Source organism: Amycolatopsis sp. NPDC000009 (genome assembly GCF_055563465.1).
Genome location: NZ_JBVHDI010000001.1, coordinates 196,399 through 210,944 on the forward strand (window position 1 = coordinate 196,399; position 14,546 = coordinate 210,944).

General features: G+C 66.6%; 17 protein-coding genes. All 17 read left to right on the forward strand.

The window, feature by feature from the left end:
• Nucleotides 1-227: 227 nt before the first annotated feature.
• Nucleotides 228-584, forward strand: coding sequence for a hypothetical protein (locus ACZ3HL_RS01060; protein WP_465527957.1), 357 nt, complete (start codon nucleotides 228-230; stop codon nucleotides 582-584).
• Nucleotides 578-1,579 (forward strand): hypothetical protein, encoded by a 1,002-nt coding sequence (locus tag ACZ3HL_RS01065; protein ID WP_465527959.1) that lies wholly within the window; start codon nucleotides 578-580, stop codon nucleotides 1,577-1,579. The genes ACZ3HL_RS01060 and ACZ3HL_RS01065 overlap by 7 nt, the downstream gene beginning before the upstream one ends.
• Before the next feature lie 239 nt (nucleotides 1,580-1,818).
• Entirely contained in the window at nucleotides 1,819-2,400 is a 582-nt protein-coding gene (locus ACZ3HL_RS01070) for an SAF domain-containing protein (protein ID WP_465527961.1), read from the forward strand.
• Nucleotides 2,400-3,239 (forward strand): chromosome partitioning protein, encoded by an 840-nt coding sequence (locus ACZ3HL_RS01075; RefSeq protein ID WP_465527963.1) that lies wholly within the window; start codon nucleotides 2,400-2,402, stop codon nucleotides 3,237-3,239. The genes ACZ3HL_RS01070 and ACZ3HL_RS01075 overlap by 1 nt, the downstream gene beginning before the upstream one ends.
• Nucleotides 3,240-3,256: 17 nt before the next feature.
• Nucleotides 3,257-4,645, forward strand: a complete 1,389-nt coding sequence (locus tag ACZ3HL_RS01080; RefSeq protein ID WP_465527965.1) for a CpaF family protein — start codon at nucleotides 3,257-3,259, stop codon at nucleotides 4,643-4,645.
• On the forward strand, nucleotides 4,642-5,553 hold the full coding sequence (locus tag ACZ3HL_RS01085) for a type II secretion system F family protein (protein ID WP_465527967.1): 912 nt from the start codon (nucleotides 4,642-4,644) through the stop codon (nucleotides 5,551-5,553). The genes ACZ3HL_RS01080 and ACZ3HL_RS01085 overlap by 4 nt, the downstream gene beginning before the upstream one ends.
• Complete coding sequence (locus ACZ3HL_RS01090) at nucleotides 5,550-6,443, forward strand: type II secretion system F family protein (RefSeq protein ID WP_465527969.1); 894 nt, start codon at nucleotides 5,550-5,552, stop codon at nucleotides 6,441-6,443. The genes ACZ3HL_RS01085 and ACZ3HL_RS01090 overlap by 4 nt, the downstream gene beginning before the upstream one ends.
• Nucleotides 6,444-6,478: 35 nt before the next feature.
• The gene (locus tag ACZ3HL_RS01095; protein WP_465527971.1) at nucleotides 6,479-7,378 is read left to right on the forward strand and encodes a hypothetical protein; all 900 of its coding nucleotides are present in this window, start codon (nucleotides 6,479-6,481) and stop codon (nucleotides 7,376-7,378) included.
• A 23-nt stretch (nucleotides 7,379-7,401) separates the two neighbouring features.
• A complete protein-coding gene (locus ACZ3HL_RS01100) occupies nucleotides 7,402-7,587 on the forward strand; it encodes a hypothetical protein (RefSeq protein WP_465527973.1) in 186 nt (61 codons plus the stop codon).
• Nucleotides 7,588-7,666: 79 nt separating this feature from the next.
• Complete coding sequence (locus ACZ3HL_RS01105; RefSeq protein WP_465529073.1) at nucleotides 7,667-8,071, forward strand: TadE/TadG family type IV pilus assembly protein; 405 nt, start codon at nucleotides 7,667-7,669, stop codon at nucleotides 8,069-8,071.
• Nucleotides 8,068-8,553: a TadE/TadG family type IV pilus assembly protein gene (locus tag ACZ3HL_RS01110; RefSeq protein ID WP_465527975.1), complete on the forward strand. Its 486-nt coding sequence runs from the start codon at nucleotides 8,068-8,070 to the stop codon at nucleotides 8,551-8,553. The genes ACZ3HL_RS01105 and ACZ3HL_RS01110 overlap by 4 nt, the downstream gene beginning before the upstream one ends.
• Complete coding sequence (locus ACZ3HL_RS01115; RefSeq protein ID WP_465527977.1) at nucleotides 8,550-9,005, forward strand: pilus assembly protein TadG-related protein; 456 nt, start codon at nucleotides 8,550-8,552, stop codon at nucleotides 9,003-9,005. The genes ACZ3HL_RS01110 and ACZ3HL_RS01115 overlap by 4 nt, the downstream gene beginning before the upstream one ends.
• Before the next feature lie 45 nt (nucleotides 9,006-9,050).
• Nucleotides 9,051-9,452, forward strand: a complete 402-nt coding sequence (locus tag ACZ3HL_RS01120) for a hypothetical protein (protein WP_465527979.1) — start codon at nucleotides 9,051-9,053, stop codon at nucleotides 9,450-9,452.
• A 198-nt stretch (nucleotides 9,453-9,650) separates the two neighbouring features.
• Nucleotides 9,651-12,365 carry a BTAD domain-containing putative transcriptional regulator gene (locus ACZ3HL_RS01125; protein WP_465527981.1) on the forward strand — a complete coding sequence of 905 codons (2,715 nt, stop codon included), beginning with the start codon at nucleotides 9,651-9,653 and terminating at the stop codon, nucleotides 12,363-12,365.
• Nucleotides 12,366-12,720: 355 nt separating this feature from the next.
• Nucleotides 12,721-13,089, forward strand: coding sequence for a hypothetical protein (locus ACZ3HL_RS01130; protein WP_465527983.1), 369 nt, complete (start codon nucleotides 12,721-12,723; stop codon nucleotides 13,087-13,089).
• Entirely contained in the window at nucleotides 13,086-13,952 is an 867-nt protein-coding gene (locus tag ACZ3HL_RS01135; RefSeq protein WP_465527985.1) for a hypothetical protein, read from the forward strand. The genes ACZ3HL_RS01130 and ACZ3HL_RS01135 overlap by 4 nt, the downstream gene beginning before the upstream one ends.
• A 249-nt stretch (nucleotides 13,953-14,201) precedes the next feature.
• A partial coding sequence (locus ACZ3HL_RS01140) for a hypothetical protein (RefSeq protein WP_465527987.1) occupies nucleotides 14,202-14,546 on the forward strand: 345 nt, incomplete at its 3' end.

Here is a 14,546-nt window from a genome sequence, read left to right on the forward strand (position 1 = left end):
CACGAGAGGGTACGACCATGAAACCCAACCGACGAGTCGCCGCAGGATCGCTGACAGCGCTCGTGGTGGCCTGGGCAACCTCATGCACGACTTCGCCGCCCGTGGTCCAGGACGGTTCAAGTCCGCGTCCAGGGACTACGTCGGGTACGCCGTCGCCCTCAACGACTTCGCCAGCAGACGGTGCACGCCAGGAGGCTGTGCAGTCTTACTCCGGAATGTGGCGGCAGATGGCCAAGGCCGGCGAGACCGGAGACTGGCAGTCGCCAGAGCTCGCGAAGTACGCGACCGGCGATGCGCTCGGGGTGATCAACCGCAGCCTGTATACCGACCACCTCAACGGCGTCGTCACGAAGGGCGAGCCGAAGACCGATCCTCAAGTGTCCAAAGTGGATCCACAGGGCAATCCGACCACGGTCATGATCTCGGACTGTGGTGACGACAGCGGCTGGCTGAAGTACAAGAACGGCCAGTTGGTCAACGACACACCGGGCGGGCGGCGCTCGATCACCGCGGAAGTCAAGAAGCAGCAAGACGGCACGTGGAGGGTTACCCGCTTCGCCGTGGAGGGAGTGGGCTCGTGTTGAAACGTTCAGGAGTCGTGGCCGGCCTGTCCGCGGCCGTGCTCGTGGCGACCGCGGTACCCGCCTTCGCCGACGGAGGCTGGGGATTCACCGACTGTAGCCAGTATCCCAACCCCGGTTGCGAGCTCGGCGCGGGAACGGGCGGCACCAAGGGAAATGGTAACCAGGGCAACGGAAACAGCAAGCCGAACAACCCTGGGAAAAGAAACCCCGGCAGCGGTCAGGCCAACGCCAACGGTGACACGATCATCGGCGGGAACAGGAACCTGGCCCAGTGCGGATACGAGCGCAGCGGATATCAGGGCCCAGCGCCTGGCGGTGCACAGCCTGCGGCCTTCCGTGTTCCGCGGAAGTCGGGTGCGGTGACCGCGCAGTTCGCAGTGGCGCAGCCGCGGCTCGCGCAGGCCCAGCCGTCCTCGGGAGCTTGGTACGTCTACAAGTGCACGGGGCCCGGATTCGCGGATGCGCTGTACCGGCCGCCGGTCTGGATTGCCGATGGTCAACCGGGGCCGGCGCCGCTGCCGTCTCCTGCTGAACTCGCGGCGCAGGCGCGCAACCAGTTGCGCCTGCCCACTCCGAAGATCAAGGCGAATCCGGCGGGCGATCAGCTGGTCAGCTTGCCGACCTGGCTGTGGCTGGACCCCGGCAGCTGGGGCGACGTCTCGGCCACGGCGGCAGTGCCGGGTGTCTCGGTGACCGCGGTCGCGAAGCCGACTTCGGTGACCTGGTCGATGGGCGACGGAGGTTCGGTGACCTGCACCGGTCCGGGCTCTCAGTTCCCCATCGGTGGCAATCCGAGGAGCGCTTCGCCGGACTGCGGCTACACCTACCGCACCTCGTCGGCCGGACAGCACGCTGAAGCGTTCCCCGTGTCCGCCACGGTGAACTGGACCGTGACCTGGTCAGGTGCCGGCCAAGGCGGCACGTTCCCGAACATGACCACGACCGGCAGTGCCGCGTTCCGCGTGGCGGAGAGCCAGGGCATCGCCACCGGCTGAGCCGCACTTCCCGCCCCACGAGGGCGGTGTCCACAACGAAACACCCTGTTACGGAAGGCACGTCGACCACCCGGATCGACGCGTCGCGATGGCGTCATGCCTGAAGGAGGTCGGTGGTGACCACTACCGCAAGTTCGACCGGCACGAACACGACGAAGGATCGAACGGCGCCGGACAGGTGGGCGGGCCGTGCCGACAAGGCTCCTTCACGTCTGAGCAGTGGAGGCCGGCGGCGCAGTGTGCCCTACCTGCTGCTCGGTGTCCTGCTGGTCGTGGTGTGTGCCGCGGGCGGCGTGTTCGCCGGAATGCAGTTGGGAGACCGGGAAAGCGTGCTGGCGTTGGCCCGTCCGGTCGCGGTGGGCCAAATCCTCACCGCGCAGGACCTCAAGCAGGTCAGCATCGCGACCGACTCCGGAATGGACGTGATGCCGGCATCGGCGGCGTCCACCGTGGTGGGACAGCCGGTCGGGTTCAGCCTGCCTGCCGGTTCGTTGGTGACTCGATCAGTCCTCGGTTCGCCACAGATTCCTTTGCGGGGTAAGGCAATCGCAGCGGTCGGGTTGAAGCCTGGACAGTTCCCGCCCGACTTGGCGCCTGGAACGACCGTCGCAGCGCTCACTACACCGGACCAGGGCACGACGACAGGAACGTCGAACGGACAGACCTCGTCGTGGATCGCGGTGGTGACCGGCATCGCCACGCGCGAGACCGAGCAGACCACAGTGGTCTCTCTGGAGCTCTCCGAATCAGACGCTCGGGCCTTGGCCTCTGCTCCGGCGGGGCAACTGAGCCTCGTGGCGATCGCGGGAGGTGGCCGCTGATGCTCATCGCAGTCTGTTCGCTCAAGGGTTCGCCGGGTGTCACCACGTTGGCCACCGCCCTCGGCGCTCGGTGGCCAGGGCAGGAAAACCCGGTTGTCGTCGAGGCCGACCCGGCCGGCGGCGACCTGATGGCTCGATTCCGGCTGCCTGAGTCACCGGGGCTGGTCAGCCTCGCCGCTGCGGCACGGGGCCGCGGCGGCTTCGAGCCGAGCCTGCTCGCCCAGCACACGCAGCTCTTGCCCGGCGGCCTGCGGGTGGTGCCGGGGCCGGTTGGCGCGGAACAAGCGCGCGCTGCGCTGTCGGTGCTGGCGCCAGGTCCGTCGTCGCCGATTCGCAGGGCGGCCGACCAGCCGGGGACCACGGTCATCGTCGACTGCGGTCGGGTGGATCCCGGCTCGCCCGCGCTCCCGATCATCCGCGGTGCCGACGCGATGCTGTTGGTCGCCCGACCGCACGACGACGAGCTCGCGCACGTCGCGCTCAAGCTGCAGGCTGCCCAGCGGTGGTCGGCGAAGCCGTGCTTCGTGATCGTTGGTGACGGCTATCCGACCGCCGAGGTCGTCCAGGCCATGGGTATCCCGGTGATGGGTCGCGTTCCGCGCGATGACAAGGGCGCCGCGGTGCTGTGCGGGCATGGCAACGGTCGGCACAGCCCGGCGAAGTCCGCGCTCGGGCGCGCCGCCGCCAAGATCGCGCTGAACGCCTTCGCGCATTGGCACGCCACCAACAACGGTGGCACCCGTGCCTCGCACCTGCGGCTGGCGGTGCCCGGAGAGCCGGTCTCGGGCGTGCCCCTGCAACCCCTCGGGCCACAAACCCGAAACGGCGCGACGTCATGACCCGGTCCGGACTAAGCGTGTCGAACGGAGCTGGCCCGAATCTGCCCGGCCCGGCGGACCTTCCCCATCAGCGCACCGGAGAGGCCGCGGCCGTGGACCGGCTGCGGCAGTATCTGCGTGAGCAGCTGTCCGCGCAACTGAGCCAACGCATTCGGGACGACGAAAGCAGCGGCCGTGCCCCGATAGGGACCGTGGCGCGACGTCAGATGGCCGAGACGATCCTTCAGGACGCCGCCGAGGCACATGCCCAGGCGGAGATGCGGCAAGCACACGATCTGGTGCGACCTGATGTCGAGCAGCGGGTGATCACGGCCGTGCTCGACGAGGTCTTCGGGCTGGCCGGTCTGGAACCGCTGCTGGCCGACACCGAGATCGAGAACATCAACATCAATGGCTACGACCGCGTCTTCGTTCGCTACGCCGACGGTCGCCGACGCCGGTTGCCGGCGGTGGTCGGTTCCGACACCGAGCTGGTCGAGTTGATCCGCGATCTGGCCACCCGGTCCGGAGTGGAGGAGCGCCGCTTCGACCGCGGGTCGCCGATCGTCAACTTCCAGCTGCCGGGCGGTGAACGGGTCTCGGCGGTCATGGCCGTGACCGCACGGCCCTCGGTGTCGATCCGGCGGCACCGATTCACCAAGGTGACGCTGGCGGAGCTGCGCGAGAACGGCACCATCGACCTGGCGCTGGAGTCCTTCCTCGCCGCGATGGTGCGTGCTCGGCGCAACGTCCTGGTCACCGGTGGCACCGCGATCGGGAAGACCACCATGTTGCGTGGGCTGGCCTCGGCGATCCCGCCGTGGGAGCGGCTGATCACCATCGAGGACGTCTTCGAGCTCGGTCTCGGCGAGGACGAGAACGCACACCCCGATGTGGTGGCGATGCAGGCCCGAGAACCCAACCTCGAGGGTGTCGGAGAGGTCTCGTTGTCGGACCTCGTGTGGCAGTCCCTGCGCCAGAGCCCAGACCGGGTGATCGTCGGCGAGGTCCGCGGTCCGGAGGTCATTCCGCTCACCAACGCGATGTCCATGGGCAACGACGGCAGCATGGGCACCCTGCACTCTTCCAGCAGCCAGGGCGCGTTCACCAAGCTCGCCGCCTACGCCGTGCAAGGCCCCGAGCGGCTGCCGATGGAAGCGACAAATCTACTGGTCGCCGCAGCGCTGCACTTCGTGGTGCACCTGGACAAGCCCCGCGGCGAAAACAGCAAACGCGTGGTGTCCTCCATCCGCGAAGTCGTCGGCGCCGACGACCGCCAGATCATCAGCAACGAGGTCTGGCGACCTGGTCCGGACCTGCGGGCCGTGCCGGGGGCGCCGTTGCGCACGGACACCGTGGACCTGCTCACGGACGTCGGCTACGACCCGGATCTGTTCGAGCGGCACGAAGGGTGGTGGACGGCATGACCACGACTGCCGCCCTGTTCGGACTGCTCGGCGTGGGCCTCGCTGTCGGTGTCCTGCTCGCCTGGGCTGGGCTACGCGGCCGTCCCGCCCGGTCCGCGACGCCATCGCGGCTGAGTGCCTGGTTGGCCGCCCATCACGACCGCAAGGAGGTCGGCTGGCTCGTCGGGGCCGTGCTCGCCGGCCTCTCAGTCGGCGCGATCACGGGTTGGGTGGTCGGCGCCATCTTGACCGTCGTCGCCGTGGTGGGACTACCACGCATCCTCGGCTCGAACGTTGACCACAAGCGTCACCTCGAACGTATCGAGGCGATCGCCGGGTGGACGGAGATGCTGCGCGACACCCTCGTCGCCGCAGCCGGTCTGGAACAGGCCATCCTCGCCACTGCTTCGGCCTGCCCCGAGGCGATCCGCGAGGAGATCACCGAGCTGGCCGTCCGGCTCGAACGCGGCGAACGCCTCGCACCCTCCCTGCGTAATCTCGCCGAGCAGCTGCGCGACCCGACCGCGGACCTGGTGATCTCCGCGCTCGTGCTGGCCGCCGAACACCAAGCACGGCAGCTGGCGGACCTGCTCGGGGAACTGGCCGGGGAGGCGCGCGAGCAGGCGTCGATGCGGATGCGCGTCGAGGCCGGTCGCGCCCGCACCAAGACCAGCGTCCGGGTCATCGTGATCACCACGCTCGGCTTCGCCGTCGGCCTCGTGCTGCTCAACCGCGGCTACCTCGCTCCATACGACACGGCGTTCGGCCAGATCATGTTGCTGATCGTCGGAGTTCTCTTCGCCGCGGCCTTTGCTTGGCTGGCGAGGATTGCGCGAATGCGGGAGCCGGAAAGGTTCCTGACCGAGCTGGGCACGATCCGGCAGCACGACGCCGATGATCTGTCCGCCGGAAAGGGGGCGTCGTCGTGATCAGTGCGTTGTTGTGGGGTGCTGGGCTCGGCGTCGGATTGTGGGCGCTGGCGGTCTACATCTTCCCGCCCCGGCCACCGTTGCGAGCTCTGGTCGACCGGCTGCACGCAACGCCGGCACCGCCACCGATCCTCACTGCGGACTCCGACGGCTGGGCCCTGCGCGTGGGCAAGCCGTTCATCAAGCCGCTGGCCGCACTCGGCTTGCCGAACCGCAAGTCGCGCAACGACCTCGTCGTCACAGGCAAGAGCATCGAGCATCACCTGGCTGAGAAGGCCACGTTGGCGCTGACCGGATTGCTGATGCCGATCCTGATGGAGCTCCTGCTCGTGGCGGCCGATATCAATCTGGGGTGGGAAGTTCCGGCCATCGCCGGCCTCGTCTTCGCCTTGGGCGGCTTTCTGCTGCCGGACTTCAGCGTTCGGCAGGAAGCCGAGCGGCGACGCTCCACGTTCCGGCACGCGCTGGCGGCCTACCTCAACCTGATCCGCGTCCTGCTGGCCGGCGGAGCCGGAGTCGACGGAGCGCTGTCGGACGCGGTCGGCATCGGCAAAGGCTGGGCGTTCCAACAGCTTCGGCGCGCGCTGGTCACAGCCAAGCTCACTCGCACCACCCCGTGGGCCACGCTGGGTCAGCTCGGCACCGAACTCGATGTGCACCAGCTGTCCGAGCTGGCCGCCTCGGTCAGCCTGGCTGGGACCGAAGGCGCCCGCGTGCGCGCCAGCCTCGCGGCCAAAGCCTCCGCGCTGCGCACCCGCGAACTCACCGACGCCGAAGGCGAGGCTCAAGCGGCCACCGAACGCATGAGTCTTCCCGTGGTGATGTTGTTCGGTGGATTTCTTGTCTTCATTGGGTTTCCCGCACTCGCGCAGGTACTGGGAGGGCTCTGAAGGTCTCAATTGCCGCACTGATCTTGGAGAATGCCATGACTACGATCGTCAGCGTGTCGAGGCCGACCGTGAGCGTCGGCGAATTCCCAGACGGCACAGATGTGTTGCTCTGGAACCCGGTGTTCCCCCGTGCGCGATGGTTCGCGCGGCACCTTGGGGCGGCACTTAGCCTGCGAATAGCAGGGTTCGTGCTGCTCGGTGGCGTCATCATCGTCGTCGGCACTTTCCTGCCGGGGACGATACCGGCCGTACCGCTGTATCTGTTGGCCGTGTTCATCTTCGTCTTTGCAGCGCTCGAAGTGGCGGATCGCGTAACCGTCCTTCTGACGGAATATCCGCATCAGGCTCATCGAAGATTCGACGAGGGTTCTGGTGACTTCTTCTTCCGTCCTGGAAACTTCGGCGACTGTGGATCGGAGGTTCAGCAGACTGTCCGCGAGATCGTCGAGGCGGTGAAGGAACTGCGGGACAGTCCCGCCGAATCGTGGCTGGGCCCGCAGGTCTTGGAGTGCGTGCACCGTACAGCGTGGGACGCCGTTCTCCTTCTCGACGAATCGAGGTCCGCGCGAGCGCTCGCTGGACGACTGCTATCAGAATCAAAGACGCGCGACCTTGCCGAGGTGCTTGAAGACGCCCTGAAGATCGTTGACCAAGCTGTTGACCAGGTCCGTGAGCAGTTGCGTGGCTGCGTTGTCCTTACTCGGTCTTGGGTGTCGAAACTCGAGCGCATGCAGCACGAAGTTGTCGTCGCCGCCACCCTCGATGAACTACGAGGACTGCCTTCGCGTCGTGTCGCTGACTCCGCGAAGCCACTGCTGGAGAACGTTTTCGCGTACATCACCGCTGCGCGCGACTTGACCGGCTCGGGTCCGTTTCCCTGGGAACTCGAACCGACCCGGTCGCCTGTCGTGGCTAATTCACCTGCTCAAGACTAACTGGCCTCAGGAGAAGAGAAGCTATGTTCACGGAAGTCCGGATCCTTGTCAGCCGGATACGTGCTGCGCTCGAGCGCTTACGTCAGGACGAAGGCGGCTATTCGACTGAGGCTGTCGTAGTCACCGCCTTGCTGGCAGCGCTCGCGATCGCTGTGATCGCCGTCATCGTCGTCAAGGTCACCCAGAAAGCCAACGGCATCAACCTCTAGGCCGGTGATGACGATGCCCCGACAGTCACGCGCGAAACCGCAACCACCAACACGCACTTGCCCGAACAGGACCTCCGGACTGCGTCGGTTACAGCATGATCAGCGAGGCGCCGGGTCAGTTGAACTCGTCGTCGCCATGCCGCTGCTGCTCCTGTTGATTCTGCTCGTCGCCCAATTCGCGTTGTACATGCACGCCACTCACATCGCTCAAGCTGCCGCATCCGAAGCGCTCTCCGCAGCGCGGGTATCCGGCGGCAGTGCCACCGCAGGCAACGCCGAAGGCCGACGCATCCTGGCGCAACTGGGAAGCGGCCCGCTGCAAGGAGGTGCGGTCAGCGTCCAGCGGGGAAACACCGAAGCATCGGTGACCATCACGGGAACAGTGACCAGCGTCGTCCCGTTCATGACGCTCACAGTTCACGCCGAAGCCGTAGGGCCCCTTGAGAAATTCACGCCGCCGACCGGTGATGGGGCAGTGCCATGAACGCGACATCCAAACACCACAGGCTCGCTCACCTGATCAACATGGTGCGCCGCGATGAACGCGGCTCCGCCGCGGCTGAGCTCACCCTGCTCACGCCGCTGCTCATTCTGCTGCTGTTGTTCGTGGTGCTGTGCGGCAGGCTCGCCGATACGAAGCTGCGGATCAACGACGTCGCGCACCAAGCCGCTCGCGCAGCAACCCTGGCCCGTACATCGTCGCAGGCCATCGCGAGCGCCCAGGCGACTGCCAGCGCCGCCTTGGCTTCTGCCGGCATCGCCTGCCAGTCACTCTCGGTCTCAACCGACACCCAAGGGCTCAAGCCCGGTTCGACGGTCACCGTCACCGTCTGGTGCAGCGTCGGTCTGGGCGACTTGACGATGCTCGGCGTCCCAGGCTCCCGAACGTTCAGCTCGAGCTTCTCTGCGCCAGTAGACGTGTGGCGCGGTACCAGCACTCTCGGGCACGCAGGGGGCACTGGATGAGCTTGACCGCGTTGTTTCGTCGCCCCGCTCTGCGGCGGCTTGGCGAGGACCAGAGTGGCCGGGTCACCGCGTTCGTCGTCATCATCGTCACGGCGGTACTGCTGTTCGCCGGCCTCGTGCTCGACGGCGGACTCGCGCTGGCCGCCAAGGCTCGTGCCCTCGGTGCGGCCCAGGAGGCCGCTCGAGCAGGCGCCCAGGAGATCGACCTGGCCGCTTACCGCGCCAACGGCACACTTCGCCTGGAACCGCACCAGGCCACTGCTGCCGCCCGCAAGTACCTCTCCGCCGCGGGCCATACCGGCACCGTTTCGGTCGGCGGCAACACGGTCAACGTGACTGTCACCGTCAGCCAACCGACGCAGCTGCTCCCGTTGATCGGCATCAGCTCGATCACGGTCACCGGAACCGGGCAAGCCCAGCCACAGCGCGGGATTTCTGGGGTTCTGCCATGACCACACCCGCCTTCAACACCGGCTAAACGACGAAGGGAGAGCAGGATGGCCACGCCTGAAGAGGTCGAACAGCGCGTCAAAGAGAACGACAGCGCAACAACCGCCAAGCGATCTGCCGCGGCTAGGCGGGTCGGTGAACTCGCACAACGTCGGGCCGCCATCGCCGGGCAACTCGGCGAGATCGAACGAGAACTCGGTGACGTACTCGCCGAGTACAACGACGTGATCGGCACCGACGAGCTGGCGAAGTTCACCGACGTGCCCGTCGCCGACCTTGACAGGTGGCTCGACGGCCGGAAGATCACGCGCACCAAACGCAAGAGGTCCGCATCTGCCTCGTCCGGTGTGAAGACGGCGACGACAAAGACATCCGGACCGATACCGCCGGTGCGTGAGCCCGCCGCACCTCGGTCCGCGCCCGAGCGTGTTCCTGCGGAAGTGAGCTGACCGAAAGCCCTGTAGTGCCAACGAATTGAGCACGTCGTGACCGCACATTCAAACCGCTCCCATCGGAACCTGGGGTCGCCCTCGAGTATTCGCACCTCTTGGACGCCTGCCAGCGCGTTCCAGAGCGTCGGTCGTGTCCTGCGCGGCCTGCTCGCCGCCGTCGCTCTGCTGGCGCTCGTCGCTGGCGTGCCCTGGGCCTTGGCGCACTTCATCGGTTGGCCGCTGCCAGACCGGGCGCCGACCGGGGACGAGATCCAGGCGACGCTGCTCGGCAATTCCATGAGCCCGCAGTTCCTGCTCAACACCTTGGCTGTGCTGTGCTGGATCGTCTGGTTCTTCTTCGCCGGCGACGTCCTGCGTTGCACCGTCGACGCGGCGCGCGGGATCACCTGGCCGGCGGAACGTTCGCCCGGCCCGCTGCGCGGGCTCGCCGCGGTCCTCATCGGCACCATCGTGCTGACCCTGCTCGGCAGCCGCACTCCACACACGATGCCCCCGGCGACCGCTGCGGCCTTGATGACCGACCTCACGCCGGTCGCGGTGACCGCGCCCCTGACTCCCGGCCCCGCCGTACATCCGCCGGCCCGACAGGCGCACGCCGCCCTGGTGATCGACCGAGCGGCACCTGCTCCGCCAGGAACTGTTCAAGCCACCGAGGAAGTCCGGCTTCCGCAGGACGGGATCTACGACAGCCTGTGGCGGATCGCCGAACGCATCCACGGGCCCGGCGGTGGCAGCCGATGGCCCGAGCTTTTCCTACTCAACCGCGGCGTCGAGCAGCCCGACGGACGTGCGCTCACCGACCCCAACCTGCTGCGGCCCGGCTGGAAGATCACTGCTTACATCCCTGCCCCGGCCGACGAACCGGTGCCGGGGGAGCAACGGCCGCAAGCGCCACTCGAGCAACCGGCGCCGCCCACCACGCCACGCTCAACGCAGCCTGCGGCGACCACGCAGGCTCCGGTCGCGGCCGACCGAGCCGACCCGCACGGCACCAACCAGGGCGAACCAGGACTGGACCTGATCACGGGCGTGTTCGTCAGCCTCGGCCTGGCTGGCCTGGTCACCGCAGCCACGGCGTCGGCGAGGATGTGGCGACGACGCCGCTACCGCGTCGGCAGCGGCGACCGCGCTGACCTGCAGCGCCCGATCGCGCCCGTGGTCCGCGCCCTGCGCTCCGCACACGACGGCAAGCGCTCCGACGACGTGGAGTTCGTCGATCTCGCGCCCGCTCCACCCCGGATCCACTTCACCGCAGGCGGCGCGCCTGAACCCGACGACCACCCAGAACCCGTTCCTGCACGAGTCGGCGTTCGAGGTGGAAGTGAACTCGCGCTGAACCTCGCCAGCACGCGCGGGCTTGGCCTGGTCGGTTCCGGCGCTACTGATGCCGCCCGCGCGCTCGTGCTGCACATGCTCGCCGAGCCCCAACCCGGTGGCACCGTCTGCGTGATCATCCCCGCCGAGGACCTGCACCTGATCTTCGACGGCGCACAGGTCGAGCAGCTACCGTCCACCGTCCTGGTGGTCGAGTCTCTCAACGCCGCCCTCGACGAGATGGAAGCGGCGCTGCTCACCCGCACCCGCAACGCCATCGAGGAGACCGAGCCCCAGCCCACCCCTGCCTCGCTTGTATTGCTCGCCAGCCCGGCACCGCACGCCGAGCGCCGCCTGCAGGCCATCCTCGACAACGGCTCCGCCCTCGGCCTCGCCGGCATCCTGCTCGGCCAGTGGCGGCCCGGCGCGACCGTCCGTGTCCGCGCCGACGGCACCGTCAGCGCCACCAGCGCCGGCATTGGCGACGCCCTCGGTGACATGCGCCTGTTCACCCTGCCCGCCGCCGACGCCGCACAGCTACTCACGCTGCTCCGCGACGCTGAAGGCCCCGTCGACCTGCCAGGACCCGACCTGAAACCTCGCACTGCCGATGCTGACGACATGTCGCTCGCGGGGGACGACCACGGGACAACGCAGCCTCCGGTGCTCGAACAGCGCTCGGTGGAGGAGATGACGCGGCTTGAATCGGCCCGCCCACCGGACCCGCACAACAACCGACCGGCCTCACCTGCGGGCGGCGCCGACGAGCACAGGCCGAAGCCGATGGGGGAGGCTCGCCCGGTGTGTCGGCGACCGCTGGTCGTCCGGGTGCTCGGTCGCGTCTACCTAGCTCTCCAGGACGACAGCGGCGAACACGAGCTCAGTGGCACGCTCACACCGAAGCAACGCGAAATGCTCGTTTACCTCGCGCTGTACCCCCGAGGCGTCCGCCGCGAAGTCCTCAACGAAGCGGTCTGGCCCGACAGCCGGCCACCACGGCCGTACAACAGCTTCCACAACACACTCTCGATGCTGCGCCGGTCACTCAGCAACGCTACCGACGGCGTCCTCGGCAACCTCGTCCTCAACGACGACGGCCGTTACCAGCTCAACCCTGACCTAGTCACCGTTGATTTCTGGCAGCTCCAGCACGCCCTCCAGGCACCCCGTTCGACCGGTGGCGACGCCCTCGTGCAGCTGCGCGACGCCATCGAGCTTTATCGAGGCGACCTCGCCGAAGACCTGCTCGTCCCTTGGGTTGAGCCCTTCCGCGAGTCCACCCGCCGAGACCTCCTCGACGCGCTGGGAGCGCTGATCCGCGCCCACGGCGACGCCGACCCGGAAACGATGCTCACGCTGCTGGAACGTACCCGCAAACTCGACCGGTACAACGAAGGCGTCTACCGCGACATCCTCCGCACTCAGGCACGTCTCGGCCAGTACGCCGCCATCCCACGCACCCTTGCGCTCCTGACCGCCACACTCGATGAAATCGGCCAGCAACCCAGTGGGGACACGCTCAACCTCACTGAGTTCCTCCAACGCCGCGGAAGCCCCCGCAGGCCGCTCCCTAACGACAACGCCGCCGCAAGTTGAACGGGATGCCCGGCATGCCGCAGCAGCCGTTAGCTGGGTAGGTCGTCGCGCGGAGGGACGCTTTCCAGCTCCTTGTAAAGGACGCTGCTCGCTTTCGTCCGCGACCTTCGCGGCGTATTTCCACTTAGGACTGTCCGGCGCTATCACATTGAGTATAGGCCAAGCAGATCAACAGCACTCTCGGTGAGCAACCCGTGGTTGACGAGCAACCTGTGGGTCGGCTCGATGAGTCGGCGCCCGGACGTTCCGCTGATTTTCCCAGAAGTCCCTCGCAGATGCCGGAAGCCGTTGTACCGTCTTAGAACGATTTTCAGGGGGCTGTGTCTACTGCGTGAGCAGGGTAAGGAGCGGGACGGTGGCGCAAGGTTTCGAGGTCGACCCTGAACTGGTCAAACACGCTGCCCAGCGAGCGAGCGAGGCGGTCACCCATTTCGAAACGCACGGTACGGCTGTCAAGAACGCGCAGGCCGTGATCGAGGGTAATTCCGTCTTACTCGGCGACTATGGCGACGCCGGGGTGTTCTTTCACGCTTGCGAGCGTTTCAACGTCAAGTTCAACGAAATCTTCGACACTCTCATTTCACATAATGACAGCTTCGTCGACACGGCTCGGCGGCTTCAAGGTGGCCTGCAGACGGCGTCGAAGCTCTATGCCGAGACCGAAGCCGCCGCGAGTGAGCGACTCCGCCGCATCGGCGAGCCGTGGATGGACGGGGGGCGATGATGGGGCAGCCACCGTACTGGCCGGACCGCGGGCCGGGGAACTACCCGCAGTTCGACCGATACGAGGACCAGTGTGGCGAGCTCGCCGGCTGGGCCCGCTGGGTAGCCGGCTGGGTGGATTGGCTGCTCCATGACTACGGCCCCACTGGTCCGCACCCCGATCGGTGGGTCAACTATCCGTTCGAGCGGTTCTTCTATCCGGCTGACGTGATCGCGCACCAGCAGCTCAAGGTCATGCATCAGGCATGGCAGGCCATCGACGAGCTGCGCTACAAATCCGCCGGTGACGCCGATCCCAGTATCGACGTGCTCAACAACCTCGACAGCGCGCTCGGTGCGGCCCTCGGGCGGTGGGAAGGCGATGTCGCGGTCAGCGTACAGACATATCGCGAAGAACTGGCGAACTACACCGAGCCTTATATCCTGGCGGTCGGTAAGCTGGGGCAGTGCCTCATCGCGTACTCCCAGATCTTTGAGCAAGCGCGGGCCGACATGGTCAAGGTCATGAAACAGTTCGTCGGGGCGCTGCAGGCCGAGACGTTCAGTGACCCCGGGATCGAACAGCTCCGCATGACCATGTTCAAGGTCATCGGCGATTGGGTATTGGGCAAATTCCCGTTCGCCATCGACAAGGTCCTCGGGCTGGACAAGGTGCTGGCCGAGGCTGTGCAAGGCGCGCAGCAGACGAAGGACCCCGCGGCGATCGGCGGCAGCAACTACTGGGAGATCTGCGATTCGTACCTCGTGGCCGCCAACGGAATCTGCGACGACGCCCGCGCTGCGATCAACCAATTGACCACCCGCTTGGACAATGTCGACAACGAACTACGCGACCCTCCGAAACTGAACGTCGACGTGAGTTAGAGCGTGTCCGGCGAACGGTCCACTGGTTGCTGTGAGGGGTGGGGGAGGTCGCACGCCAGTCGCAGTGTCCTGGCGACCTGCCGCTCGACGGTCCGATCCAGGTACCTGTTAGAGCGGTAGTCCCTCGGCGTTGCGAAGTGCCTGGTCACCCGCCCGTAGACCCTGCCGATGCAGCGCCCGACTCGGTCGCCGGCAGGCACATGAACAGTCGCTTTGGGTGGGTGGTCACCTGCCTCTACTTGTGACCCCGTGGTCACCCTGACTGCGCTGGTCACCATCCATCCGTACCCCACTTCCCGCCGTCTGATCGTCATGCATTGCCCGCCTCTGGCTGCTCCGTTCGTCACGGTGGCAGCCTCGTGCTGCGCAGTCGCCGCTGATCAACTTGGCTCGAATTCGACGCTTGTATCAATTTGCATCCGATTGTCACTTGTGCTTGACAATCACAATTTCGACGGCGTGTCAATGCTCAAACATTTCTTTGAGTCCTCTCGGGTTGAATCGCATGAGCTGAAAGCTGGATTAAAACATGCTCGCGATTCACCATTTCTCGGCATTTCGCCATGCATAAACCCAGAAAAGCAAGAGATGAGC